20 protein-coding genes are annotated in these 24,861 nt (G+C 39.1%); 8 read left to right on the forward strand and 12 right to left on the reverse strand.

Going from position 1 to position 24,861, the window contains the following annotated elements; all coding sequences use genetic code 11:
* Window positions 1–2 precede the first annotated feature (2 nt).
* From AAW12_RS00750 to AAW12_RS00780, 7 genes are all read right to left on the reverse strand, one after another.
* Window positions 3–1,346, reverse strand: coding sequence for a fasciclin domain-containing protein (locus AAW12_RS00750; RefSeq protein ID WP_084823033.1), 1,344 nt, complete (start codon window positions 1,344–1,346; stop codon window positions 3–5).
* Window positions 1,336–2,457 (reverse strand): fasciclin domain-containing protein, encoded by a 1,122-nt coding sequence (locus tag AAW12_RS00755; RefSeq protein WP_046671717.1) that lies wholly within the window; start codon window positions 2,455–2,457, stop codon window positions 1,336–1,338. The genes AAW12_RS00750 and AAW12_RS00755 overlap by 11 nt, the downstream gene beginning before the upstream one ends.
* Before the next feature lie 11 nt (window positions 2,458–2,468).
* Window positions 2,469–3,674, reverse strand: a complete 1,206-nt coding sequence (locus AAW12_RS00760; protein WP_046671718.1) for a hypothetical protein — start codon at window positions 3,672–3,674, stop codon at window positions 2,469–2,471.
* Window positions 3,674–5,308, reverse strand: coding sequence for a DUF4397 domain-containing protein (locus AAW12_RS00765; RefSeq protein ID WP_156167492.1), 1,635 nt, complete (start codon window positions 5,306–5,308; stop codon window positions 3,674–3,676). The genes AAW12_RS00760 and AAW12_RS00765 overlap by 1 nt, the downstream gene beginning before the upstream one ends.
* 103 nt (window positions 5,309–5,411) lie before the next feature.
* The gene (locus AAW12_RS00770) at window positions 5,412–8,876 is read right to left on the reverse strand and encodes a TonB-dependent receptor (protein ID WP_046671720.1); all 3,465 of its coding nucleotides are present in this window, start codon (window positions 8,874–8,876) and stop codon (window positions 5,412–5,414) included.
* Between the two features lie 131 nt (window positions 8,877–9,007).
* Window positions 9,008–10,201: a FecR family protein gene (locus tag AAW12_RS00775; protein WP_053003478.1), complete on the reverse strand. Its 1,194-nt coding sequence runs from the start codon at window positions 10,199–10,201 to the stop codon at window positions 9,008–9,010.
* A gap of 60 nt (window positions 10,202–10,261) precedes the next feature.
* A complete protein-coding gene (locus tag AAW12_RS00780) occupies window positions 10,262–10,882 on the reverse strand; it encodes an RNA polymerase sigma factor (protein ID WP_046671721.1) in 621 nt (206 codons plus the stop codon).
* A gap of 198 nt (window positions 10,883–11,080) precedes the next feature.
* On the opposite strand from AAW12_RS00780, the gene AAW12_RS00785 reads away from it, so the two are divergent.
* Window positions 11,081–11,554 carry a DinB family protein gene (locus tag AAW12_RS00785; RefSeq protein ID WP_046671722.1) on the forward strand — a complete coding sequence of 158 codons (474 nt, stop codon included), beginning with the start codon at window positions 11,081–11,083 and terminating at the stop codon, window positions 11,552–11,554.
* A gap of 4 nt (window positions 11,555–11,558) precedes the next feature.
* Here the strand turns inward: AAW12_RS00785 and AAW12_RS00790 are convergent, their stop codons facing one another.
* Entirely contained in the window at window positions 11,559–11,945 is a 387-nt protein-coding gene (locus tag AAW12_RS00790) for a winged helix-turn-helix transcriptional regulator (protein ID WP_046671739.1), read from the reverse strand.
* Window positions 11,946–12,112: 167 nt separating this feature from the next.
* On the opposite strand from AAW12_RS00790, the gene AAW12_RS00795 reads away from it, so the two are divergent.
* From AAW12_RS00795 to AAW12_RS00820, 6 genes are all read left to right on the forward strand, one after another.
* Entirely contained in the window at window positions 12,113–13,105 is a 993-nt protein-coding gene (locus AAW12_RS00795) for an NADP-dependent oxidoreductase (protein ID WP_046671723.1), read from the forward strand.
* Window positions 13,102–13,569, forward strand: a complete 468-nt coding sequence (locus AAW12_RS00800) for a cupin domain-containing protein (RefSeq protein WP_046671724.1) — start codon at window positions 13,102–13,104, stop codon at window positions 13,567–13,569. Before AAW12_RS00795 ends, AAW12_RS00800 begins: the two co-directional genes overlap by 4 nt.
* A gap of 102 nt (window positions 13,570–13,671) precedes the next feature.
* Entirely contained in the window at window positions 13,672–14,238 is a 567-nt protein-coding gene (locus AAW12_RS00805; protein ID WP_046671725.1) for a Crp/Fnr family transcriptional regulator, read from the forward strand.
* A gap of 58 nt (window positions 14,239–14,296) precedes the next feature.
* Window positions 14,297–14,878, forward strand: a complete 582-nt coding sequence (locus AAW12_RS00810; RefSeq protein ID WP_046671726.1) for an NAD(P)H-dependent oxidoreductase — start codon at window positions 14,297–14,299, stop codon at window positions 14,876–14,878.
* A 122-nt stretch (window positions 14,879–15,000) separates the two neighbouring features.
* Window positions 15,001–16,275 carry an adenylosuccinate synthase gene (locus AAW12_RS00815; protein ID WP_046671727.1) on the forward strand — a complete coding sequence of 425 codons (1,275 nt, stop codon included), beginning with the start codon at window positions 15,001–15,003 and terminating at the stop codon, window positions 16,273–16,275.
* 12 nt (window positions 16,276–16,287) lie between these two features.
* Entirely contained in the window at window positions 16,288–16,854 is a 567-nt protein-coding gene (locus AAW12_RS00820; protein WP_046671728.1) for a Crp/Fnr family transcriptional regulator, read from the forward strand.
* Window positions 16,855–16,967: 113 nt separating this feature from the next.
* On the opposite strand, the gene AAW12_RS00825 is transcribed toward AAW12_RS00820, so the two are convergent.
* The 3 genes from AAW12_RS00825 to AAW12_RS00835 all read right to left on the reverse strand — a co-directional run bounded on the left by AAW12_RS00825 (window position 16,968) and on the right by AAW12_RS00835 (window position 23,198).
* A complete protein-coding gene (locus tag AAW12_RS00825) occupies window positions 16,968–18,203 on the reverse strand; it encodes a porin (protein ID WP_046671729.1) in 1,236 nt (411 codons plus the stop codon).
* A 302-nt stretch (window positions 18,204–18,505) separates the two neighbouring features.
* The gene (locus tag AAW12_RS00830; protein ID WP_046671730.1) at window positions 18,506–20,008 is read right to left on the reverse strand and encodes a RagB/SusD family nutrient uptake outer membrane protein; all 1,503 of its coding nucleotides are present in this window, start codon (window positions 20,006–20,008) and stop codon (window positions 18,506–18,508) included.
* A gap of 16 nt (window positions 20,009–20,024) precedes the next feature.
* Window positions 20,025–23,198, reverse strand: a complete 3,174-nt coding sequence (locus tag AAW12_RS00835; RefSeq protein ID WP_046671731.1) for a SusC/RagA family TonB-linked outer membrane protein — start codon at window positions 23,196–23,198, stop codon at window positions 20,025–20,027.
* Window positions 23,199–23,660: 462 nt separating this feature from the next.
* Between AAW12_RS00835 and AAW12_RS00840 the strand changes: the two genes are divergently transcribed.
* Window positions 23,661–24,020: a VOC family protein gene (locus tag AAW12_RS00840; RefSeq protein ID WP_046671732.1), complete on the forward strand. Its 360-nt coding sequence runs from the start codon at window positions 23,661–23,663 to the stop codon at window positions 24,018–24,020.
* A gap of 52 nt (window positions 24,021–24,072) precedes the next feature.
* Here the strand turns inward: AAW12_RS00840 and AAW12_RS00845 are convergent, their stop codons facing one another.
* Window positions 24,073–24,762, reverse strand: coding sequence for an energy transducer TonB (locus AAW12_RS00845; protein WP_046671733.1), 690 nt, complete (start codon window positions 24,760–24,762; stop codon window positions 24,073–24,075).
* Window positions 24,763–24,861: the final 99 nt, after the last annotated feature.

Raw genomic sequence — 24,861 nt, forward strand, 5'->3', positions numbered from 1 at the left:
TTTTATTTAAGTTTAAATCCTTTTGGAAGCAGTAGGTTATCAACAACGTGGATCGGTCCATTAACCGTATTGATATCTGTCTCAATAATATTTATCGGTGCTTGCTCGGCTTCTTTGATTTTCATTTGGATCTGGTTTCCATTTTTAGAAAAAGCTAAAGGCATCTTATAAGCGTATCGAACCTGACTACTCCCCCCTATATTCACATAATAATCGTTTAACAAGGCAGGATCCAGATCATTACTATAAAAGACTGTATTATTGGACATCGCTATGCCATAAGCAGGATCCTCAGTTGCAAACACTCTGCCCCAATTGCGATGAAAACTGAATAAAGTATCTGTCGGATATGATCCACGTGGTTCAAAATACAAGTCGTCGTATCTTACATCTCCCCGTTTAGCATTAAAAGCTAGAATATCGGCCACGCTATTAAACCCTGCTTTTCGAAAGGCATCATCTGTTGGTGCAAATGTGGCTGTCAGGTTGAGATTAGGTAACTCATTGTAAAATGGATCCCTATCGATATCCCATCCTCGTTGATAGGAAACTCTGGCCTCTGGATAATAGCTCAAAAACTCCTCTTTACTCATACGATATCCCCATAGAGGCTCAATATCATCCAACATTTTTTCATAAAACATTTCCTCGGATAAACGTTGGGATTCCACAAAAAAAGTAAACCTTCCGTCAGCTATTAGCGCCTCCAATATGGTCATAGTAGGCTTTTCGATCACTTTTTCCAACATATAGATACCGCCATTTGTCGCGGGCTCATAAGCTAATTTTCCTTTAGACTTACCATTGACTAGCAAATCGCCATCTTTCAAAGCGAGATAATGACGATAAGCATAGATGTCGTAACGTCTGCCGACTGGCTCGGTATTATCATAAAAAGGTACTCGATAATTTTGATTTTTTAACATCGATCGAACCATGAGACTATATTTACCAAGTTTAATTTGGTTAAGTTCTCCTAAAAAACTGTAAAATTGAACGAAATCGGCAGCTTCCTCAGTAGTCATTTTTTGAATAGTCTCTAGTGTTATTCCAACTTGCTTTAACGCATTATCGGTTGGCACCAATACGGTCACTTTTGTATTGACTCCAGCAGCCTTAATCAGTGCTACAATGTTACTTTTCTGCCATGCTGCTAAAAAAACTTTTGCTTCGTTATGCTTTGTCAATAGTTGCGTAACATCCTGTGAAGCTTCGTTTTTATAGGGAACTTCCTCCCCCACAAGCTCCGGCATAAACTCAGTTTTTTGGCAAGATAGCAGTACAAACACAGCAGTAGTACATAACAATAGCATATACCAAACGGCATTTATTGATTTATTTTTCATCTTTTCCTTTTTTTATCGCTTGATCTGGGCTTACCAGCCCTTGATCTAAATCATGTACCAGACCATTACTACACAAATAGTCCATTTTAGCGCCGACAGCATACGTTACATCAGCGAGTATAATCGAATAGAAAGTATCATTGTCCCGGAGTCTCATATTATAACTCAATTTCCAAGTCGGATAGACTTCATTGGCAAAATATTCCATATAATGTACTTTATCTTTCAAGTGGTATTTGTAATTACCGTTCGAATTAATGATCGTAAAAACCTGTGAATCCGATATAAAAAAATGTTTATCGTACATGATGTAGGCACCAAACAATACCTCAGGGACGTAATTCTGTGGAACAGCACTATCCAAAAATTCCATCGTAATCCCTCTCTTTTCTAGGGCCTCATTTGTTGGTGCAAATACTGTAAAAGGGCCTTTTCCAGCAAACTGATCCCACAGACCAAATTTCTTCAGTCCAGCCACAAAAACGGTATAGTCTTTCTTGTCACTGAGCCAATCCTGAATATTTTTTTCAAATTGTGGTTTCATAACCTTATCCAGCACATGCAACACCCCGTTGGATAAAACCACGTCTTTGCGGATCGCTTTCGCTCCGCTAAAAAACAGCATGTTCACGGGATTAGTAGCCCCAGGTGAGACAGAACCGATTGAGGCATACAATTCGGAACCTTCCAGTGTTGCATACCTAAAGTCCACCGAATTGCTCGGAATATCGCTCACATAAAGACGCCTTGGGAGAATATGATAAGAAATCAGTCTCCGCAAGCTATCCTTATTCATTCGATCAAAATCGGTTGGACGAAACACACCGATCTCATTAAAAGCGAGATCGTTTGGAACGAGAACTGTAAATGGCCCCTTGCCATTTAGTTCGACATTCAGACCAGTTTTCTCCAACGCTGCATCAAAGAGGCGCATTTCATAATTATTACGAATAAAATCGGCCGCCGGTCGTACATTTTCATTAGGTTGGGGCACCGTGAGATTATCATGTTTGCAGCCTTGTAGCAACAAAATAAATAAGCACGCAGAAAACCAGCCCATAGTATGAAGCAGTGAAACCTTCTGTTCTATTTTGCTATTATATTGAATCATTTCTGCTAATTTTAGTAAATAGGTGGAGCATATTTTCGTTGTATGGTCGTTAGGTAGACGCGACCATTGACAATTTCGATCGTATTGACCGTTGCGAAAGTGCGTGGATTATCCTTTCCCGAATGTACATTGACCAACAAATTTGGAAGAAGTGTTCCGTTTTCATTACTGGTCAATCCTACTTTTCCGTTTAGGAGACAATTAAGTACAGCCCAGTTGCCACCTGTATTTGTCTCACTGTCATAAAATGGATTCGCGACGGGATCCATTCCAGGTGTAAAAAAGTCAAATCGTTGCCAAATAGCTGTGCGGATACCGTTGGATTTACTACTCGCCCATAACGGAAAACTTGCATAGGCGTTCACTTCATTTGAACTTGTATTACGTTTAACGGTCGTCAAAAAACGCCCTTGGTAACCATTTACTTTCGCAGCATAATGGCTGAGCTCTTCCTGACTTTCATAAAGTGACAAAAATACATTCATATCATCCTTAACACCATTTTTGAAGCTTTTCAACCGATAATCATCATCTTTTAAGCTTGCATCAGCTTCCCAGAACCCTTTTGCACTCATATTGTAAAAGTTTACGTACACCAATGAATCTGATAAAGGGAGTTTATAGAAATTTTCATGTCTCAATAAGACTCCATGATCCTTCTTTAAAAAATCCCTTTGCAAAAGATGGAGTGTATAAACTTCTTTGCTTTGAAGATTGATCACCGTGTCAATCAGAATGTCATTTTTCAAACGATCTTCCAATTCGAAGAAGGGTACCGTATTTTTTGGACGATACGCAAATACGACCCTTACTTCGCCTGAAGGCACCTGAGCCCAGCTACTTAAGTCAAATCCATTTAAAATGGGACCGACTAGGACATTTTCCTTTCCTGGATATTCGGGATTGCTTGGGTCTGTACTGTTCCCGATGTGAGAAGGATACGGTGGAGCATAAGGATCTCGTTTATCCAAGAAATCACCTATAATTTCCGCTCCTGTAAATTTTCCATCAGAACCTATTTTTGGATTGATAAGCATACAGAAATAGGGTACTTTATCATCTTTGCTACCCATAGTCTGTACGTAATTGACATTATTAAAAACACGTAGATAAGCCGGCTCGGCAATTTGTGTATATTCAATTTTCGTACAGGAAGCAAGCAATAGTATAAAAATGGCCAGTAGCCAAATACGACTTGATATATTTTTCTTTTTCATTATTTATTATGTTTGATAATGATCATTCGCGCTTTTTCTTTATCGGACGATCCCGAACCACTTTTTCCAATCAATGCTACAGTATAAATCCCTGGCTCAAATGCTGGCAGAGGCCTTCCAATGGTTGTATACAGCGATTTATTTGCTATAAACTCCGTCGATTGCAATACGTCAATATCGTCGGCCCAGACACCTGGTATTACGTCTGGTTTAGAACGATAAGCCATTATTGCGTAGGGATTCGCCATAATATTTACATTGGTATAAGGCATATTAATCGAAGGGATCCCAGGTTGCAGATTTACATTGCCACTGTTTCCGAAAGGCTGTCCGTTAGGTAGCGTAAAGGTGATATAAGGATTGCTTGCCGATAGATTTAAAAAGCGATTAAAGAAGAAGAATTTAAAAGCTAGCCGGCTGTATGTCCCATCGTCTTCAGCCGGTAAAGGGAGCGTACCACTCAGATCATTGGAAATGAGAAGCAACTGAGCCTTTCCATTTCGATCAGGATAGAGCCATAACGTATAATTTTGATTGCTCCGCAATTCCTGTTTAATCGTCGCAAGTACGTTTCCAGTTGCATCTATAGCCTCAATATCATATTGCTTCTGGGTAAACACACTATAATTACTTCCTTTTCCAAATCCGATACCACTGGCAATAACCTTTCCATCGACCCTAAACCCTATCGATTGATCCTTATATGCATTTACACCTTGTATCCTCAAATAACTTTGATTCGTTGGCGCAGCAATATCTGTAATGATCTGAAACGAATTTTGATAGGCTGAAACTGTCTCATTCAGCTCATTGGAGAAATAATTAAATCGCTGTGGGGTGACTACGATCGTATAAACACCACCAGGTTGAAAATCCTGAATCGGAGCATAAGTAAAATTAGTAGACTTCGCATAATCTTTTGGGATGGTGGAAGTCGGTAAATCAATGAGCCCGTACTCAAACCGACCTGAGCCCAAAGAAGGAAGGGGTCTTCCATCTGCCAGCAATATCTTGAATTGATAAGTCCCATAAGGCAACTCGATGTAATCAGAACTAATCTGAGAAGCTGCTATTGCACTGGTTTTTTGATTCACCAATGTACCATCGGCATAGGCTAAAGAAATTGGACCAACGAGATTTTCTTGCGGACCATTCATTCCAATAGCTGGATTTTTAATTGTCCCACCGAGATTAACAATGCGGATTTTAAAATGGTCTGGCTTAGTGGGACTAGTCATAGCACGCGTTAGTGCAACAACTTCCGGTTGACCATTCATGAATAAGGAAGGAAGCAAAAAATAATCCTTAGGTTGCTCATAACTATTGTCAACCTTGACTTTAAAATCATGGTTCAAACCAAAACCCTGATAAAAGCGAGCTGCAAACGTAAGGTCTGCCTCTTCTTTCTGATCAAAAAGATCTCGTGGAACTGTCCATATCTTTGTCAAACGTCCGTCTGTTGGGAAATATGAGGTTCCAGGATATTTATGATTCCCCGGATTTAACGGATGCAACACAACAAAACTTGTCAAGCTGTCGCCATTAGCAATAACCTGATTAAAGTCAGATAGATTAACAATTCTAGTATTTGAATTTGGCCGGTTTTCAGTTACAGGACGATTGTCATTAATCACATCCAGTTTTTCCTTTTTACAAGAAACAAAGGATAAAAAACATAAAGCTGTAACAGCAAAAAACCGACAACTCACGCGTTTACACATACTGATTTTCATTAGATTAAAATAAGTTATAGGTAAAACCGATCATAATTTCCGCACCGCGCTTATAACTTCTGTTGATATACTCATTTCCATACCACTTTCCTCCGGTTTGCGGATTCGCATAAACAGTTTTAATAGCAGGATTCATTATATTTTTGGCATAGCCTTTAAACAAGATCCGTTTATTTAGCTTTTGGGAAAAAACAAAATCAAGGTAAGGCACGGGCTGTGTATACAGATCCGGTTCCCCTGTCAGATTAATTTGGACTAAGCGTTCCCCAACCATATTAAAGGTCACAGTGAGATCGGTTCCTGATTTGTCGTTATCATAGTTTAACCAAGCATTAATCGAATAAGGAGCCTGTTCAAACAACGGACTATTTTTTGGGGTATATCTATCCAGTGAACGATTTGCTTCATAACGCTCCGCAGATTTTTTAATTTCACTTTGTGCCAATAAAAGATTGGTACCCAAAAACAAGTGTTTTAAAGGATCATATAAGGTTCCCAAATTCTTGACAACTTCAAATTCCAATCCCCATACCTTACCAATATTACCGTCATTCTGAAATTGGATGGTTGGAAATTCAGGATAAGTAGCAGCTAACCCTTGGGTTTTTAGATTAAAGACCTTAACCAATTGATTTTCTATACGCTTTCCAAAAGCCGACACGGCAATAACCTCTCCTTTAGCGGGAAACCATTCCCATCGAAAATCCGCATTTTGGGTATATTGATTTTTCAAATTGGGATTACCAACAACTAAGCCCATTTGAAAGGCATCAAATTCAAATACATTGGTAATCTCACGCAATTCGGGTCTCGCCAGAGTCGTGTTGAAGGCCCCACGAAAATTCATATTGTCATTCAACGTATAGGTTGCATTGACAGAATAGAATGGTTTATATTTTGTTTTATAGACAGAATTGGGATTAATCGGATCCAGTGGAATACGTGTACCATCTGGAGATGTTGCGGTCAGTGCAGGGTCTAAAAATACATTCGCAGTATCCACTGTCGAACCAATATTTGTCATCTCAAACCGAACTCCTCCGGCCATGCGGAATCGTTCAGCAATCTTGAGATCCAGCATACCATATAATGCATTGGTTTCAAAATAACCTTTGTAGTTATTTGGCGATTTTTGGCTATTGTATAGAAAACCACCTACTGGCATCATACCTTCACCCTGCCCCGCTTTTGGTAATACAACACCTACAATTTCATTGCTTACCAAACGGTCTAAATTGCCCTGAACATCATATAATGGAATTGATTTATTTCCAGTGAAATTAGACCCTGGCAGAAACAGCTGGTTTTCTGTAAATTTACGATCTCTAAATAAATAATTGAATCCCGTTTTAAACAACTGCTTTTCACCCAATAGCCTGAAAGGAAAACTCAGATCAGCTTTAGCATTAAAATTATCTTCGTTCAAATTTCGCCATCTCCGACCATTAGGTTCAGCTTGAATAATACCATAATTTCCGAATCCGTTTACATAGCCCGATGTAAGTGCATAGAGATGTTCAGAATATACATAGTCATCAAAATGAGCCTGCTCACCTATAAGGGGACGCCGATACCATCCTCCACCCCGAGGTTTGTAGTCTACAAGACTAGCAAATCTAAAATCCGGATCATTCTGTGTGGACTTTGAAGTTGCAACATTATAACTCAAACGAGGCGAGAGCTCATTTTTCAAAAACTTATGTTCGCCCTGTAGGTTAAAGGTATTCAGATTACGGAAGGTCTGTTTAAGCGAATGAATAGTACTTCTGACTTCGCCAGGCAAGCCCGAATACTCATAGCGTCCATTTAAATTTGTTGCGATAGACTCTCCTCCCCAGCTTCCCAAATGTTGCATACTGACCTCATGCTGTGGATTAAAACGGTAGGTGACCCCTACAAGTGTACCATAGTTTAGTGTTTCGGTTCCTGTATTTTCACGATAAGTTTGATACTTCCCCATAAAAAGACTATTCGGTGTAATATAATTAGGGATATTTCTAAAACTAAAAATATCAGGATTACCAGTCACTACCCCTTGATAGATGCTATACTGGGTCAGTTCGCCCTGATAAATATCAGCGGTTCTTCTATAATAATTTCCTCCGACAACAAGCCCCAGTTTGTGTTTTCCAAAAACATCATAACTATTACCGAATGTTGCCGAGTAAAGTTGATTCATGGGCGCGCGGCGGTATCGAGTTGTCATAACGGGATCAAACCCTTTCATAATCGCATTAACCCGGTTTACCTCCTGGTATCCTGAGGGACTATAGTTGCTATTGGCGATCATATCCTGGATAGAACTTAATCCATTGGGATATTGCGTTGCAAGATTTAGAAAATCCGAGGAAAGGTCTTTTTTATTGATTCGTGTTCCCAATAATCCCATCTCACTGTTCCAAAAGCTGTTATAATTCCCACCCAAACCAATGTTGGAATTGAGCCCGGTTTGAGCGATAAGCTCAAATGTCATTTTCTCAGGTACAGATTTCGTTTTCAGCTCAACGATACCCGAAGCAGCATCGGCAGGTTTATCTGGTGTTACTGTTTTATAAACGGTAATATTATCCAATAAGGAAGCCGGAACAAGATCCAATGGGATGGCACTACGGTCAGGATCAGAAGAAGCCAATCTTACGCCGTTCAGCTGACCGATCACAGATCGATCACCTAGCCCTCTTACCGCAACATATTTATCGTCAGTCACCGTAACACCAGTAACGCGCTGTAACGCCTGTGTAGTTGTGATACTGGCCGTACGCTCAATCAATTCGGCCGAAATAGCATCCTGTACAATCGAAGCGCGTTTACGTTCTTCCAGCACGGCCGTTTCAGTGTTCATTTTACGCCTTGCCTGAACGGTGACCTCTTCCAATGCTGTAGCAAGAGGGCTCAACCCAATAACAAGGTTTTCCTTCACATCATTAATTTCAATCTCCTTGGTCTGATAGCCTAGATAGGAAAGAACGAGAACAGTAGGAATTTTAGAAATCGATATCGAAAAGTTTCCATTTGCATCAGAATTCGTTCCTCCAGATGTCCCTTTAACACGAATAGAAACACTGGCCAGTGTCCTTTTTGTCTGTTGATCAATAACTCGACCAACCAAGCGCTGCTGCAATACATCGGCGGGCTTTTCCAGCGCAGTCCGAAGCGCCGTAACAACAACCAGTTTATTTTTCACAACATAACCGAACGGTTGTCCTGCAAAACATATATTCAATGCTTCTTCAACAGTTGCATTGTTTAGATTGACATTAACGGGTTTTGCTCGGTTAAAGAGCCCATTATCGTAAAAAAAGTCATAACCGCTCTGCTGCCTTATTTCTTTTAAAATAGCTGGGATATGACTATTTTGTTTGTTAAGTGTAATACGTTGACCGTAAGTAAACGCACTGACTTTCACCAACAAACAAGTTAAAAATACCATGGTGATTTTCATAACACGCATGCATTGATAAAAACTCATATATTTGTTGTTGTTAATATTATTTGATGATCATTGAATCGCAACATGATCGATAAGCTTAACACATTGACCAAAGGTGTTACCAGCACCTTTGGTTGTTTTTATCCGGCTTATCGTAAAAATTAGATAGGTCAATCTATCACAATAAGCCTCCTTCCATTTAGCGTTAATTTTACTTTTCCTGTTGTTTGCAACATATCAATAATGGTAGATAGCGGCTGAGAACGCGATACCATACCATCAAATTTCAGCTTTTCAAGTCGTTCGGGACATGCTACATCCACGTTGTACCACCTTGAAACTTTACGCAACAGACTTATCAACTCCTCTCCTTTAAAAACAAAGTCGCCATTTATCCAAGCTACTTCCTGAGAAATATCAACATTTTCTACACGCAGGGCTTCCCTTAACAAGGCCCGCTGTCCTGGTTTTAAGAGCACCGATTCATTTCTTTTTTTCGAACTAACGCGTACAACTCCCTCCAATAAAGTTGTTGTTGTATAAGGTTCATCCTCATATGCATTGACATTAAAATGCGTACCAAGCACCTCGATTTTTTGATTTACTGTCTCCACGTAAAAAGGAATTCGCCCTCCCATTCCCGTCTCAATTTTTGCAATTTCAAAGTAAACCTCTCCGGTCATGTGAACATGCCGTTCGTTTTCACTAAATTTCAAAGGATATGTCAGGGTTGAATTTGCATTGAGAAAAGCTTTGGATCCGTCGGGCAATATAATTTGATATTGGTTTCCGCGATTGGTCGTTATTTTATTCACAGCAGTGCTGGCTGCTTCCCCTTGTTCAACGGCTTTATAGACCAATTCACCGTCTTTATTCTTTTGTATTTCTACCCCGCCTTGAAGTGCTACCACACTTCCATTTTTTATATCAGCTAATGAAACAACGGAGCCATCTTTTAGTGTCAATAGGGCATCATCCTTTCCCGGAGCACCAATATGCTGCACGTTTTTTGGCTGTTCTTCAGCAAGCTGTTGTTTAAATAGAAACAGTGAGATAGCGCCAACAGCGACTAGGAGCGCCGCAATTTTTAACCAGACAGCCATACCAATTGCTGTAAAGCGGTGTTGGTTAGCGCGCTTTTTTATTTGAGACTGCAAACGATCATAGTTTGTTTGAACGGATAGTTCACCCGCATAATGTCCCATTGCCACAATGGTCTCCTGCAACTCCGCTATGGACGCTTTATGTTCAGGATATTTTTGTAACCATTTTTCCCATTTTTCGATATCCTCTTTATTCGTTCCCTTGCAATAGTTCACAAAAGATTCGTCCAATAATAACGCTTGCAAATTAAGTTCGTTCATACCACTCTAATCGTAATTTATACAATAGAGTGGGCAGGGTCATTTTTTCACTACTCGTTTTTAAGAAAAAATCAACAAAAATGAAGAAAGTAGGCCTACGGCAACTTTAAGAAAGATTTCTTGTTCACTAGAAAGGTTATTTTTTATTTTTTCTAGGGATTTATAAATGGTATTATAGATCGTATGGATCGAAACCTGATTGGCATCAGCGATTTCCTGATAAGAAAGATCCAAAAAAAATCGTTGGTAAATCACCAGCCGTTGTTTTGTTCCTAATTGCTCCATATGCTCCTCAACCAACTGTGTTACCGTATTTGTTGTTACCGCACGTATATGTTGTTCTTCAACAGAGTGATGGATTGACGGATCATGGATTTCTTCCACAAAATCCAAATCTGCCAGTTGCAGTGTTTCCTTGCGAAAAAGTTTTTGAAAGAAAACCGTAATAATATAACTATGATGATTGCGTATTTTTTGATTGTCGGTCTTCTTTTCCCAAAGGTGTAGAAATACATCATTCACACTATCCTGAATACGCTGTACCGACATTTTCTTTTTCGTTCCCAAATAGGAAAGATAATGGTAATAATGTTTGTATAAAGCATAAAATGAATCTTCACACTCCTCTTTCACAAATTGGTCCCAAACATTTTTTAGATCTCTTCCGGTTAGTGTAAACATAGTTTCGTGGTAACAATGACTTTATACAAAAAAAGAAAAGTCTTATTAACAAGAGGTTAACTGAAGATGAAGAATCGGAAAATTGTATGTAAATTGGACAGATAGTCGATTATAATTCCTCAACGATGCTGTATAGTGTAAACGTATAATAAAACAAAAGCAGTAGAACAACTGATTATTAGAAAGATAAATTACAAAATGGAAAGACGTATATTTATTGCAGACAGGCTTCGCGAAGTTTTTTTGAATGGACGTTGGATTGCCAACACCAACTATCAGGAACAACTATTGAATACGACCTGGGAACAGGCCATATTCAAAATAAATGATCTGAATTCCATCGCTGCGCTAACCTATCATATCAATTATTACCTAGAAGGTTTACTAGCTGCATTTACGTATGGAAAATTGGAAATTAGTGATAAATACAGCTTTGATATCCCGCCTATCCAATCCAAAGCAGACTGGGATACACTAGTAGATCGATTCCTAAAAAACGCAGCCACATTTGCCAACAGCATTGCCCAATTTGAAGAAAACCTTTTCGATCAGCCATTTATTGATAAAAAGTATGGATCTTACCTCAGAAATATCGAAGCTGTAATCGAACATAGCTATTATCACCTTGGTCAGATTTCACTGATCAAAAAGTTAATTCTTCAATCGGAATAAATTGTTATTTCGTTAATGCAGCGAGTTCTTGTTTCACTTTCTCTCGGTATTCCAACCCCCAACTGACCAGTGATTCGGTAACGGGGAATACACTTTTACCATAGGCGGTAATTTTATAGAACACTTTCACGGGGTCTTCACTGGGCTGGCGGGCGACTAACAAGTTTAATTCAAGGTCTCGAAGTTCTTTTGTCAACACTTTTGCAGAAATTCCTTGAATCTCCCGTTCCATTTTTTTGAAATAGATTTCCTGCAACTCCCGATTAGCCAAATAACGCAATATCATCAATTTCCATTTTCCGCCCAAAATATCCAGCGCGTCACGTATAGCGCGCAATTCTTCTGTACAACTCGCCTCCCGCATTTGATTTCCGTTCAAAACTTGTCCCATATTGATTTCCAACGACTAGTTACCACTAGTTAACTACCAACAAATATATAGCAAACGAAAGGTAGATTTGTCATATCAACTATATAAGATGAAAGAATGCTGATATAACATACATTATTTCGGCAGGAATTTTTCATAGGGATGCCATCATTTAAATAAATAGCGATATGAACGCGGTTATACTGGATAAAGACAATCAATTGATAAATGCGGAGGTTGAGCTTCCTCAACTGAAGTCCAACGAAGTGAAAATTAAAATAATAGCTTCAGCACTCAACCCCATAGACTACCAGATGCGTGAAAACGAATTTGAACGACGTTATATATTTTCACCCATACTTGGTAGAGAAGGGGCAGGAATTGTCACAGATAAAGGTTCAGATGTAAGTGAATACGCAATTGGAGATGAAGTATTTTTTGCCTGTGGCAGCATGGGCAGTAACGGAACCTATGCAGCATACATTCAGTTACCAGCCGGCCTCGTTGCCCCTAAGCCAAAAAATATTTCGTTTGAGCAAGCAGCAGCACTTCCTACCGCTGGCATCACCGCATTGCAGGTTTTCGACCGAGCAGCAATTAATCCGCAAGATCATATTTTCCTAACCGGCGCGTCTGGAGGCGTGGGTCTTTTTGTATTAAAATTACTCCTGGCTAACGGCATTAAAAATATCGTTGCAACAGCAGGAAGTATGGGCAGTATTGAAAAATTATGCCAACTAGGACTGCAAAAAGACAGTATCATCAATTATCGAAATGAGAATTTAACGGAAATAATCAAGCTTAAAAGTAATCAGCAAGGTATTGACGTCGCTATTGATGCGGTGGGGCAGCATCTCTCGGAAGTTGCCGCCGCAGTATTAAAACCCTATGGAACTTATATCGACATCACACATTTTACGACCGCGGCAGCAAGAGACCAACTATTTAGTTCGGCCGCACAGATCATCAATATATCCAACTTCATCCACGCCCAAAGACTGAATTATCCCTATTTCAAAAATGGACTGGATCGAATCAGACACACTATTGAGCAAGAAATTATTCAACCCGCCCCTATTTATCTTATTGGTAAACTGAGCCCCGAAACAATAGAAAAAGGGCATCTAATGTTGAAAAAAAACCAGACTCAAGGCAATAAATTAATTATACAAAATCAATGAGAACTATACCTAGACGAATCGTGACAGGCATACGTGCCGGAAAATCCTTTATCGAATCGGATGCATTGGTCGATAATGTATCAGAGCACTATCCCAATCTTGTTATTTCCGATATCTGGCAAACCAGCCAAATGCCGGCCAAGTTTGAGAAAGAGCATCCCATAGAAAACAGCGCTATACCCCAAGTCATCAAAAATGGCACGTACTTCCGCTATGTACAGATCCCACCCGATCGGGAACTTGGTATAGAAACAACGATTGGCACCCCTCATCCCCTCATGCATCAGACCGCTAGTTTGGATTACATCGTTATTCTTTCAGGAGAGATTTACTTGATTACAGACACAGAAGAAACGCTTTTACAAGCCGGCGATATTGTCATCCAACGCGGCACCAATCATGCTTGGAGTAATCGCTCCGATCAAATGTGCCTGCAATTGGCCATTCTAATTGATGCGAATTAAAAATCTACCCTGTTGCTCAATCGGCAAACTAAACATTGAGCCGATTAAAACACATCGAATTTATCTTGTAGGAACACCGCAATTTTTCTAAGTTTGGACTTCATGATAGCAACATATTTTCGGTCTTTGCGTCTGTTCGACGAAGAAGAGATCAATCAGATTGTTCAGCTTTTTGAATACAGAAAGCTGAACAAAAATGACTTTTTTGTTAAAGAGAATCAACCTTGTCATGAGGTTGCATTTATACAATCAGGGATCTTCCGTTCTTATTATAGCAGTGCAAATAGGGAGGATATTACCTATTGTTTCCGCTTTCCCAATACATGGATAGCGGCCTACTCCTCCTTTATTACAGGCGGGCCAAGTATGGAGACCATGCAGGCCATTACCCCTGCCGAACTGTGGACGATCAAAAAAAATATGATTGATAAGCTTGCTACGAATAGCCTAAAATGGACAAAATACCTTAAAATGATTGCCGAGGAACAATATCTTGAACTTGAAAAACGCGTCTTTCAATTACAAAAAGAAACCGCATCACAACGTTATGCCAATTTACTCAAAGATCATCCTGATTTTATCCAACAGCTTCCTTTACAATACCTCGCTTCCTATTTAGGCATTACACAACGTCATTTAAGTCGTATCCGCAGCGAAATTTCTTTTTAGACATTTGTCCTGTAAAGACGGTAAGCCTATCTCTATTTTTGTGATGTAATATAACATCATGCAGAAAAAAATACTGATTATCAATGGCCACCCGAATCGGGAATCTTTCAATTTTGGCATCGCAAATGCCTATCAAGAAGCTGCGGCAGCGTCCGGCGCTACAGTACGAACAATCCATATTATTGACCTAGACTTCAATCCAAACCTTGAATTTGGTTATCGTAAACGGACAGAACTTGAGCAGGACCTACTTCTTGCCTGGGAAGACATCTTATGGGCCAATCATTTGGTCTGGATACATCCCGTTTGGTGGGGCGGTCTTCCAGCCTTGATGAAAGGCTTTATCGACAGACTTTTTTTACCTGGACGGGCTTTTCAATATCGCGAAAACTCTCTTTTTTGGGACAAATTACTCAAAGGAAAATCTGCCCGGATCATTACAACACTCGATCAACCAAGTTGGTATTATGCTTTAGTTTACGGCAGGCCAAGTGTTAATCAATTAAAAAGATCCACCCTTCAATTTTGTGGAATATCGCCGGTTAAAGTCACCTATATCGGAATTATCAAAACTTCCGATCCTATTAAACGGAATAAATGGCTACAAAAAGTACAACGGTTGGGACACAAACAAGCTTAAGTGCAATCCATACGCATTTAGACTGCTGGCCAAATGATAATGAGGAGCACTTTTTGCCAAATGGCAATTGTCCTCCGCTTTGCAAGCCCTAGCTTTGACCATAAATTCAAGACAAACGCAACATGGACATTCTAATTGGGCTCCAATGGGGAGACGAAGGTAAAGGAAAATTCATTGATCTGATCGGAAGCGACTATGACATTATCGCCCGTTTTAATGGCGGCGCAAATGCCGGACATAGTATTTACTATCAAGGTAACAAAGTTACGCTTAAACTACTCCCATCAGGCATCTTTTCACCGCATGTCAAAAACATTATCGGCACCGGTGTGGTGGTTGACCCATTAGCATTTAAAGCAGAAATCGAAGAACTAGCGCACATTATGCCAGATCAAGATCTCGTTGATAGAATTTTGATATCCCAAAAAGCGCATCTCGTTTTACCGACCCATCGTTATTGGGATATCTACATGGAACAGTCCCCATTATATCGTACGATAGGAACAACCAAAAATGGAATTGCGCCAAGCTATTCCAATAAAATACTAAGACAGAATCTTCGCGTTGGTGATATTCACTCGGATAGTTTTGACACTGACATATATCAAATTTTAAACCGCCAATACAAAGAACTACAGTTTTTGGGACAAGAAATGCCTGCATTCGAAGAGCTCTACCACAATTTTATTCAAGGATGCACTTCCTTAAAACAAGTGCCAATTATAGATACTGAAATCTTTCTGAATAAGGCGATCCGAGATGGCAAGAAGGTATTGGCGGAAGGCGCGCAGGCAACTCTGCTTGATATCGACCATGGAAGTTATCCCTATGTGACCTCATCAAATACGATTGCCTCCGCAGCCTGTGTAAGCTTAGGTGTGTCGCCTAAACTGGTGGATAAAATTTATGGCGTTACAAAGGCCTATTGCACCCGTGTGGGGAATGGTATTTTCCCAACGGAGATCACAGGACAAGCTGCCAATGATTTACGGGAAAAGGGAGCTGAATTCGGTTCCAATACCAAACGGCCCCGTCGTGTCGGCTGGCTGGATATCCCAGCATTAAAATATGCCATTATGTTAAACGGAGTTACGGAACTCGTTCTTACGAAGGCCGACATTTTGAACGAAATGGCTGACATCCCCGTCTGTACCCATTATGAAATAGATGAACAAAAAATTTCTTTAGCATTTTCCCAATCTTCTGAACAAAAAATTAAACCGATCTGGAAATATTTAAAAGGTTGGAATACCGATTTCTGTAATATCAAGCAAGCAAACTTGCTTCCACAAACCTTGAGGACATTTATATCTTTTCTCGAAGAAGAATTAGAAGTTCCCATAAAGTATCTTTCAACAGGACCTCAACGTGAAGAATTGATTAAATTAGCTAAGTAATATAAAGGGAACATGGAGCAATTACTGGAATACATCCGAAAATTTGGACAGCTCGATTTGCGAGAAGAGAACTTAATTCGACAAGCATTCGAAAAAAAGAGTATTCCAAAGTCAAGCTATTTTGTCGCTTGCGGTAAAGTAAACAATAGCATTGCTTTTGTGGAATCGGGGGTATTCCGTTCGCTCTATTACAACAGTAAAGGCGACGATTTTACGCGTTATTTTATTTATGAAGGTCGTTTTATTGGGGATCTTCAGAGCTTCTTGGATCTAACACCTTCCAACGACTATATAGAATCCCTCACAGATAGTGAGATCTGGAGCCTTGATTTTGAGAATTTTACGCTTCTTGAAAAGGAAATTAAAGTTTGGCCGTTGTTGATGGCCAAACTTTATGCTTTTGTGGTGGAAAGTAAGCTAAAAACGGCAAATACCATGATGAATCTCGATGCCAAAGAACGCTATCTCCTGTTCTTAAAGCTTTACCCGGGTTTAGCCAATCGTGTTCCATTAGCCATGTTAGCGTCCTATTTAGGGATTACCGCATCATCACTGAGCCGGATTCGGAAAAACATCTAAGTGTCGGGAGATCTCTAAATCAAACGGCCTAAACAACCTACTATATTGGTCAAACTAAGTATTGATCCTCCCCCTCAACACCGATACTCGCGAAAAAACAGCACTGAGCCAATTTACCAACGATAAAGCAGCCTTGTAGTGAAAACATTATCTTTCAGATCAGCCGAAAAGTTTGGTAAACTTGTGGTTTCGTTCGTTACATGCTCATTATATACGGTCAGTTTTATCCTATTGTTAATTTGATATGCAAGACCATAGCCCAGCGTACTAAACTTAACATCGCCATCGGCCGTAAAATTATCAGGCATGCCGATTGTCATGCCACTTGCTTTCGTATTTGGATCATATACGTCATACGCTATCAATGCAGTAATACCGGTCTTCGCAATCTCCTGCGTAAACCAAAGATAATATCCATTAAATTTACGTTGATAAAGGTCTGTTGTCGGCTGGGTTGTAAAACTTCTGCTGGCGTAAGGTCCTTTAATATCGACACCACCGGCAACTCCAGGCTGGTCTCCTGCCACATATTCGGTTTTGAAACTGGATTTCCCGAAGCTATTATCAAACTCTACCTGTAAGTTTGCTCCATAATAGTTCCTGCCGATGGCTTTACCTTCATTCTCATCACTGGTATGCGCTGTATAACCATTGCTATTGGGCGTATAGTACGTTTTCGTATCATTACGCACTGAACCTTTATAGAACGAGCCGCCAAAGCCCAAATGAAGTTTTTTATCGGCTAAACTATCAAATTTAAAAGCAAGATTACCGATCAGATCCTTTTTAGAATCATAGTCCTTAGCAGAGTGACCACTACCGTTCACCAAGGCTAAATCTAAATTTAAGAATTTAACTTTACGCCCAGGATGATAACTTACCATCCCTCCAAGATCACGTTCGCGCGGCATCAACGTCTGGAATACACGTGCCCGCTCCGGAAAGTCACGATAGCCCGATGAGTATACAATGGAATATCCAAAAGGTCTATTGAAAAGTCCCGCAGTTAAACTAAGGCCTTTTTGACTTGGGTGACGCAATTGAATAAAGGCATCCATTAGTTGTACACCGTCTTGAGTAGCATCCAATTGAAAGACAATACTCGAGTAAGTATCCACCCGGTCAATTTTAAGGCGTCCCCTGCGGATCATAAATCTGTTATCCGAATTCTTTGAAAAATCCCCACCTGAAAAGGACGTAATTCCAGGAGATTGCGCCTTTTGAAACTGTGTTTGAAGGTACCCCGTAATCTTGATATCATGTGGATCATAGCTGGAGGGCGCATTATTATTTTGCGCAAGTGCTACAACGGGTCCTATCAGAGCTAAGAGTAAAAGTGCTTTTTTCATGAGAATTTTAAATAAATTATCTTTTTCGCTTGTGATGATATGATACGAGCAGAATCATTTTTCCTTCTTCTATTCCATCATCTTTCAACGGCGTAAAAATAGATTCTCAATATTAAGTTAATATTAATAAATTGTTAGTCTATTAATTTATATACATAAAATTAATGATTTGGTAATATATTAAATAGGGGATAGCTTAGGACAATTGTATGCTCACGATTCATGTATGGTTAAAATAAAATGGCCGATACAAATTGTATCGGCCATATTTATTTCTATTATTTTCTAAAATAGAACGTGGATTATTTATTTTGCTCGCCAATATTAGGGTTCGACTCCATTTCAGTTCTTGGAATTAAATATTGCCAACTGTCATCTCCCGCGTCCACTTTCATCCAGTTATTTACAGATGCAGCTACATAATTCGGAGCCGCAGTGCGATCTAACGGTAAATTTAATCTCTTCAAATCCAAAAATCTGAATCCTTCACCCCAAAGCTCCACGCGACGATGTACTAATATTTCTTCAATCAGCTGTTGGCCGATTTTTGTCGATTTTAAAGCCGACAAATCACGAACTTTAACAAAATCAAAAAGTACATTTTGAGCTAATCCATCTTGTCCAGATTTCGCATAAGCTTCCGCTAGAATTAAATATATTTCTGAAGTACGCAATAAAGGAACATCTCCAAGAGTACCGCCCTGTGTTTTAACCGCGAATTTACGTGACATATACGGCTGTCTTGCAAATGTGGAAGCCGGTAATGGAAAATTACTTGCAGTTGGAGCTGGTTCCCACATTTTCTTACGAACATCTGTAACAGCGATCTTATCATACAAAGCCGAGTTAATTCTTTTAGGATTAGCGCGCATAAAGGAAGTATTTGCGTCGTATGCTATTTGCGCAAAATAAGAGCCAAATGTATCGCCCTGATCTGCCGTTGGCATCGAAGCCCAAACTTCTTCACTCATTAACGTGGCATCATTAAATCCTTTTTGATAAGTAGCCTGATCCATTAGGGGGTACTTTCCGCTAGAGATAAACATGTTTGCGTATTTAATCGCATTAGGATAATCTTGCATCGTCAGAGCCACACGAGCACGTAAACCAATAGCCACATCAACATTTGCTTGCGATTTGTTGCTACGTGTACTTACATTTAGCTGGATTACATCTTCTAAATCTTTAACAATAGCAGCATAAACATTCTCTACTGTCTCGCGAGGCATTGCTGTATCGGAAGATTTCAACAATAATGGAACGCCGGGTTGGCTATTGGGTTTTACAGTAGCATCATAACGTTTCCCATAAAGCTGAACTAAATAAGAATAAGCATAGGCACGTAAAGTTAATGCTTCAGATTTAATACGTATTTTTTCTGCATCAGTGCCTTCGGCTTTATCTATATTGTCAATGATAAAGTTTGCATTTCCAATGATCTTATAGAATGTACGATAGACATAAAAAGTTACACTGTTATTATCAGTTCTATGTCCAACCCAGTTTCCTTCACCGGTAGAGGTAAACCAAGTTGCAGCTGCAATACCTAGATCCTCTCCCATAAAATCCATATCCAATAATATACCACCTACACCCGGTTTGTTTTGCTGGTTACTAGCAACCTCGGTAGTACGCTCGAACATATATCTGTAAATTCCACTTAATGCAGTGTTGGCGTTCTCTGTTGTTGTAAAAACTTTAGACATATCAACCTTATTGGTTGGAGCAGTATCCAAATAGTCTTTTTTACATGAACTAAAAGCAAGTAAAGCAATCAGTCCTGCACTCAAATATATTTTATTCATCAGTTATTTCAAATAATTATAGTGATACATTAACTCCGATGGTAAACGCTCTACTAGGCAAATAAGTAGATGAGTTTGTTCCATCAAAACTTTCCGTTGGGTTCATACCTTTCCTTTTTGAGATCAAGCCTAAATTCTCACCTGTAAAAAATATGCGCGCATTGGATACATCAAGCTTGCTTAAAAACGATTTTGGTAAAGAATATGCAAGATTCACATTTCTAAAACTAATGTAAGAAGCGTCTATTAACCATCTGGTAGAAGCAGCGTTAATATTTGTGGAGTTAGCCACATCTAGACGAGGAATATCACTTGCAGTATTCGCAGTTGTCCAAGCTTTCATTGCGTCCGTATGGTAGGCTTTTCCATAAGAAGATGTGCTCATCAATCCAGCGTAATTTGAATCATAGAACTTCCCTCCCACTTGATAAGTAATTAAAAAGGACAATGAAAACTCCTTATAATTGAATGTGTTTGTCAATGCTCCGGAGAAATCAGGAATAGCCGACCCTGAATAATCAAACTTAGCATAATTCTGATTGACAACATATTCCTTTCCATCCACTACCCTGATATATTTTGCATCTGTGCCTTCCGCTGGCAAATATAATGCTGATCCGTCTGTATGATCCACGCCAGCATATTGTCGCAACCAAAACGAATAATAGTCTTTCCCCACCTCTCTACGTTTAGTCCCAGAGGTAATGACAGGATTCTCCACGGGCATTTTTGTGATTTTATTTTTAAATGTGGTGAAGTTGGTAGCTAAATTCCATCTAAAATCCTCTTTCCTAATGACGTCTCCAGCCAATGAGATTTCTAAACCTGTATTATACATAGCTCCGACATTTCTGATCTGCGAGCTAATTGCATCAGATACAGGAAGAGGAACAGATAAAAGAAGCTTATCAGAACCTCTTTTGTAAACCTCAATTTCTCCTGTTACTCGATTATTCCAAAGGCCAAAATTAACGCCTGCATTAAAGGTATTGGAAGTCTCCCATGTTAAATTAGGGTTTGGTGCACTATAAAGAATTGTTCCTGGTGATCCGCCATTGTTCAAACCCAGTGTATACAAGGATTGGTATGCATAAAAAATCGTATTTCCATCGGCGTCCAAAAGATTGTTATTTCCAACTTGCCCATAAGAAGCCTTCAATCGCAAATCGCTCAACCAATTAACATCCTGTAAAAACTGTTCCTTTTTCATTGCCCAGGCACCACCCAGAGAGAAGAATGTTCCCCAACGTTTGTCCGGGTGAAAAATAGACGAACCATCTCGACGTACACTTCCGTCAAAGAAATATTTTTCGTCAAAATTGTACGATGCCTTTGCAAAATACGATTCAAGTTTATTCTTGTCGCTAGATCCATTAATTGACATGAGTGACACAAAATTATCAAACTCAATATTTCCCGCTGAAATGAGGCCTTTTTTTTCTGCAGCTGCATTATGATAGTAATAATCATAATTTTCATGTCCCAAAACAGCGGCAACACTATGCTTGTCGAATTTCTTCGAATAATTCAAGATCTGATTAAAGGTAAAGGATCTAGTTTGTGAGTTAAGTTCATACCCATACCCATTCAAAGTTGCGCCGTCACCAATGGTATTATCGTAGAAGACCTTATACGTACGATTTCTTAGATCGGCATTGAAACTCGGTGTGAATGTAAAATCCTTTAAGAACTTAATTTCCAAGAATGTTCTTGAACTTAATAAAGTTCTTTTATTGTCGCGATCATTTACGAGTGTTTCATAATAAACATGACGTCCCGGATTCGCACCCTGAGGACGATTGACTGCTCCGGGATGCATTCCATAATCGTACCATTGCTCGCCAGTAACGGTATTTACAACAGGATTGCCATCTTTATCCCAGGCCTTAACAGGGTAAATTGACCCCATTCCTCTGATAAAGTTAAATGGATTTGAGTAGGAAGCGCCATTTCCTGTCGATGCATCAGCTGCTAAATTTCCTTGCGACATACTTCCAGCAAGATTAAAGCCAGCTTTCAGCCAGCTTTTGACTTGTGTATTCAAATTCAATCGACCATTAAAGCGCTCAAAATCAGATTGCTGAACATATCCCTGATCCTTCAAATAACCGAATGACGCATAGTGATCTGATTTTTCAGAAGCACCCGATGCACTAATATTCGCTTCTGTTCTTTTACCGGTGCGTACCATATATTTGTACCAATCAAAATCATTATATAGCAATTTTGCATCGGGATTCATTTTGCCATCTAAGCCTACGATTTCAGTATCTGCAACGTTAAATGGATTGTAAACAAGATTATTTTTAATAGTATTTTTTGCTCTCTGTGATGCATCAGCTTCAGAAAGTGGCGTTCCACTTGTCGGGAACATCAAAGAATTTTTTATTGCCTGAAATACAGTAGGGTAATAGTTATAGGTATCCACTAGGTCATATTCTGGAATACCTCGCGAAGAAAGTCCCTGTGAGAAATTTACATTTAAAGCACCTCCACGTTTTCCCTTTTTGGTGGTAATGATAATAACACCATTTCCCGCTCTTGACCCATATAGCGCAGCAGAAGTAGCGTCTTTTAGTACGGATACACTTTCAATATCTGTACCATTAATATCGCCTATATCGCCATCAAATACTGAACCATCCACGACATACAAGGGAGACTGAGATGCCGACATCGATCCAAATCCGCGTAGACGAACTGAAGAACCAGACCCCGGCTGGCCATTACCGGCATTAACAGCAACCCCTGGGGCAATACCTGCCAACGCATTGGTTACATTAGTTACCACACGCTTTTCTAGATCCTGCGAACTCATGGTGGCCATGGAACCAGTTACTTCTTTCTTCTTAGCGGTTCCATAAGCCACAACAACGACCTCTTCTAGATTGTTATTATGATCCTCAAGTGACACGTTGAACGTACTTTGACCTTCTTTTACAATAATAGACTTTTCATCATGTCCAACAGAACGGAAAATGATAACTTTACCGGCTGGCACTGTTATCGAGTAATTTCCATTTGCATCGGTTTGAGTGGCGGTATTTCCTCCTTGTACAGCAATAGTAACTCCAACCAATGGTTTTCCATCAGTACCAGTTACACGACCGCTAACTTTCTTCTCTTGCGCAAAGGCAACAGAAGACAGGATCATACTTCCCACGAAAAAACTGAGTAGTTTGTGCTTCATATGTTTATGTTTGTTTTATGTAGTTAATTCATTGATTGAAATGCATAGCAATATTCCCAAATGGAACTATTACATACATATTTAGTTCAATTAGACTAATACAGTTAGTGTGCAAAACCATCCATAAAATGTTAAGGTTTTGTTAAAAGCAAAGATAAAACAATCTTTTAAAGATGCAACAAGAAGTTGGAAATCGCATTAAAAAACCGAAAAATAAACGACTTAAAGTATCGCATTCTACGCAAAAAACAACACAACAAAACACTAAATACCAACCTATTATACAAACACAAACACACAGAGTTTTAAAAAAAACATTTTTAACAAAATAACAACATCAATTATATTTTTCTGTAATTTTCATCCTAAAACCGACATTACGATCGATATCAATAAGGGAAAACACAAAAAAGACCGCAAAAAAAACAAAAACAACAATTCACAGCAATCAAAGACAAAAAAATGAACTACAAAAGCTTAAATCCAATATTATATACAAAAAACTTAAATCAAACTATTCAGTTCTATACTGAAAAACTGAGGTTTACATGTATTGAAAAAAATGAAGCATTGCACTGGGCATTACTACAAAACGGAATCATCGAAATCATGTTTTCTCATCCTGTTAAAGGCATTGCTTTCGAAACAGCACAATTTACCGGCTCCCTTTATTTTAACATAGATGAGGTTGACAAATTATGGGAGGAATTGAAGGAGAAAGTTAGAATATGTTACGAAATAGAAACTTTCGAATGGGGGATGCGAGAGTTTGCTATATATGACAACAATGGATATGTACTTCAGTTTGGTGAAAAAATATAGAGGCAGCAAAATAGTTGCCACCTCTATATTACATAAATCCTTTTTGATCTAACTAGATATGCGTTCTGAATTCTTTCAAATTCAATTTGAATGGAACAACAACAGAAGACTGTACAGCCTGTCCGTTTTGGGTTGCAGGCTTCCATTTACCGGCTCTGTTAAGGGCACGTTGTGCACTCGTTAACACGCCATAACCAGGATCATCTTTTAATTTAACACCAGTAATTTTCCCATCTTCTTTCACAATAAAATTTAATTCATAATCACCAGACAAACCAGCTTTAAGTGCTTCCGGTGGATATTGGAAATTTTTATAGAATTTTTCAATGAAAGTAGACATTCCTTCCATTGGTTCAGCCTTCACTAGCATGGTCGAGTTAGCAGATTCTTTCAAGCTTAAGACTTTGTAAGGAAATCGAACCCACGAAGCAACTGGAGATCCACTTTTCTTAGCTGGTTCCCAATCCCCCGATCTCTTAAGAATATCGATCAAACGCAGTGAAATTTTATCGCCCAAATCTTTAACGATATCAATTGAATCAATTTTCCCATGCTCGTTGACACGAAAATCAAGAACTACTTCGCCAGAGATATCACGTTGTATCTCGGAATTCGATAATTTTAATTGCTTATTCAATTTCGCTGCGAACTGCTCATCACCTTCTTTAGGACGGGCTGGACTATTCTGGCCATATAGACTTATGGACAAAGCCAGAAAGCATAAAGTACCTAATAATTTCATAATATAAGTTCTAGAGATTGTTAACTACAATATAGGTAATTATTACATAAAAACGTGAACTAAAGCACCATCAAAGAAAAAAACTTCATATAGAAAAGG

The organism is Sphingobacterium sp. Ag1 (assembly GCF_000988325.1).
In the GTDB taxonomy this organism is placed as follows: Bacteria; Bacteroidota; Bacteroidia; order Sphingobacteriales; family Sphingobacteriaceae; genus Sphingobacterium.

Bases quoted from the DNA above. Each gene is read 5' to 3' on its own strand.
- AAW12_RS00750 (WP_084823033.1), bottom strand. From the start codon at position 1,346: ATGAAAAATAAATCAATAAATGCCGTTTGGTATATGCTATTGTTATGT.
- AAW12_RS00815 (WP_046671727.1), top strand. From the start codon at position 15,001: ATGGACATTCTAATTGGGCTCCAATGGGGAGACGAAGGTAAAGGAAAA.
- AAW12_RS00830 (WP_046671730.1), bottom strand. From the start codon at position 20,008: ATGAATAAAATATATTTGAGTGCAGGACTGATTGCTTTACTTGCTTTT.
- AAW12_RS00810 (WP_046671726.1), top strand. From the start codon at position 14,297: ATGCAGAAAAAAATACTGATTATCAATGGCCACCCGAATCGGGAATCT.
- AAW12_RS00770 (WP_046671720.1), bottom strand. From the start codon at position 8,876: ATGAGTTTTTATCAATGCATGCGTGTTATGAAAATCACCATGGTATTT.
- AAW12_RS00790 (WP_046671739.1), bottom strand. From the start codon at position 11,945: ATGGGACAAGTTTTGAACGGAAATCAAATGCGGGAGGCGAGTTGTACA.
- AAW12_RS00825 (WP_046671729.1), bottom strand. From the start codon at position 18,203: ATGAAAAAAGCACTTTTACTCTTAGCTCTGATAGGACCCGTTGTAGCA.
- AAW12_RS00820 (WP_046671728.1), top strand. From the start codon at position 16,288: ATGGAGCAATTACTGGAATACATCCGAAAATTTGGACAGCTCGATTTG.
- AAW12_RS00760 (WP_046671718.1), bottom strand. From the start codon at position 3,674: ATGAAAAAGAAAAATATATCAAGTCGTATTTGGCTACTGGCCATTTTT.
- AAW12_RS00780 (WP_046671721.1), bottom strand. From the start codon at position 10,882: ATGTTTACACTAACCGGAAGAGATCTAAAAAATGTTTGGGACCAATTT.
- AAW12_RS00845 (WP_046671733.1), bottom strand. From the start codon at position 24,762: ATGAAATTATTAGGTACTTTATGCTTTCTGGCTTTGTCCATAAGTCTA.
- AAW12_RS00785 (WP_046671722.1), top strand. From the start codon at position 11,081: ATGGAAAGACGTATATTTATTGCAGACAGGCTTCGCGAAGTTTTTTTG.
- AAW12_RS00795 (WP_046671723.1), top strand. From the start codon at position 12,113: ATGAACGCGGTTATACTGGATAAAGACAATCAATTGATAAATGCGGAG.
- AAW12_RS00775 (WP_053003478.1), bottom strand. From the start codon at position 10,201: ATGAACGAACTTAATTTGCAAGCGTTATTATTGGACGAATCTTTTGTG.
- AAW12_RS00805 (WP_046671725.1), top strand. From the start codon at position 13,672: ATGATAGCAACATATTTTCGGTCTTTGCGTCTGTTCGACGAAGAAGAG.
- AAW12_RS00835 (WP_046671731.1), bottom strand. From the start codon at position 23,198: ATGAAGCACAAACTACTCAGTTTTTTCGTGGGAAGTATGATCCTGTCT.
- AAW12_RS00800 (WP_046671724.1), top strand. From the start codon at position 13,102: ATGAGAACTATACCTAGACGAATCGTGACAGGCATACGTGCCGGAAAA.
- AAW12_RS00840 (WP_046671732.1), top strand. From the start codon at position 23,661: ATGAACTACAAAAGCTTAAATCCAATATTATATACAAAAAACTTAAAT.
- AAW12_RS00755 (WP_046671717.1), bottom strand. From the start codon at position 2,457: ATGATTCAATATAATAGCAAAATAGAACAGAAGGTTTCACTGCTTCAT.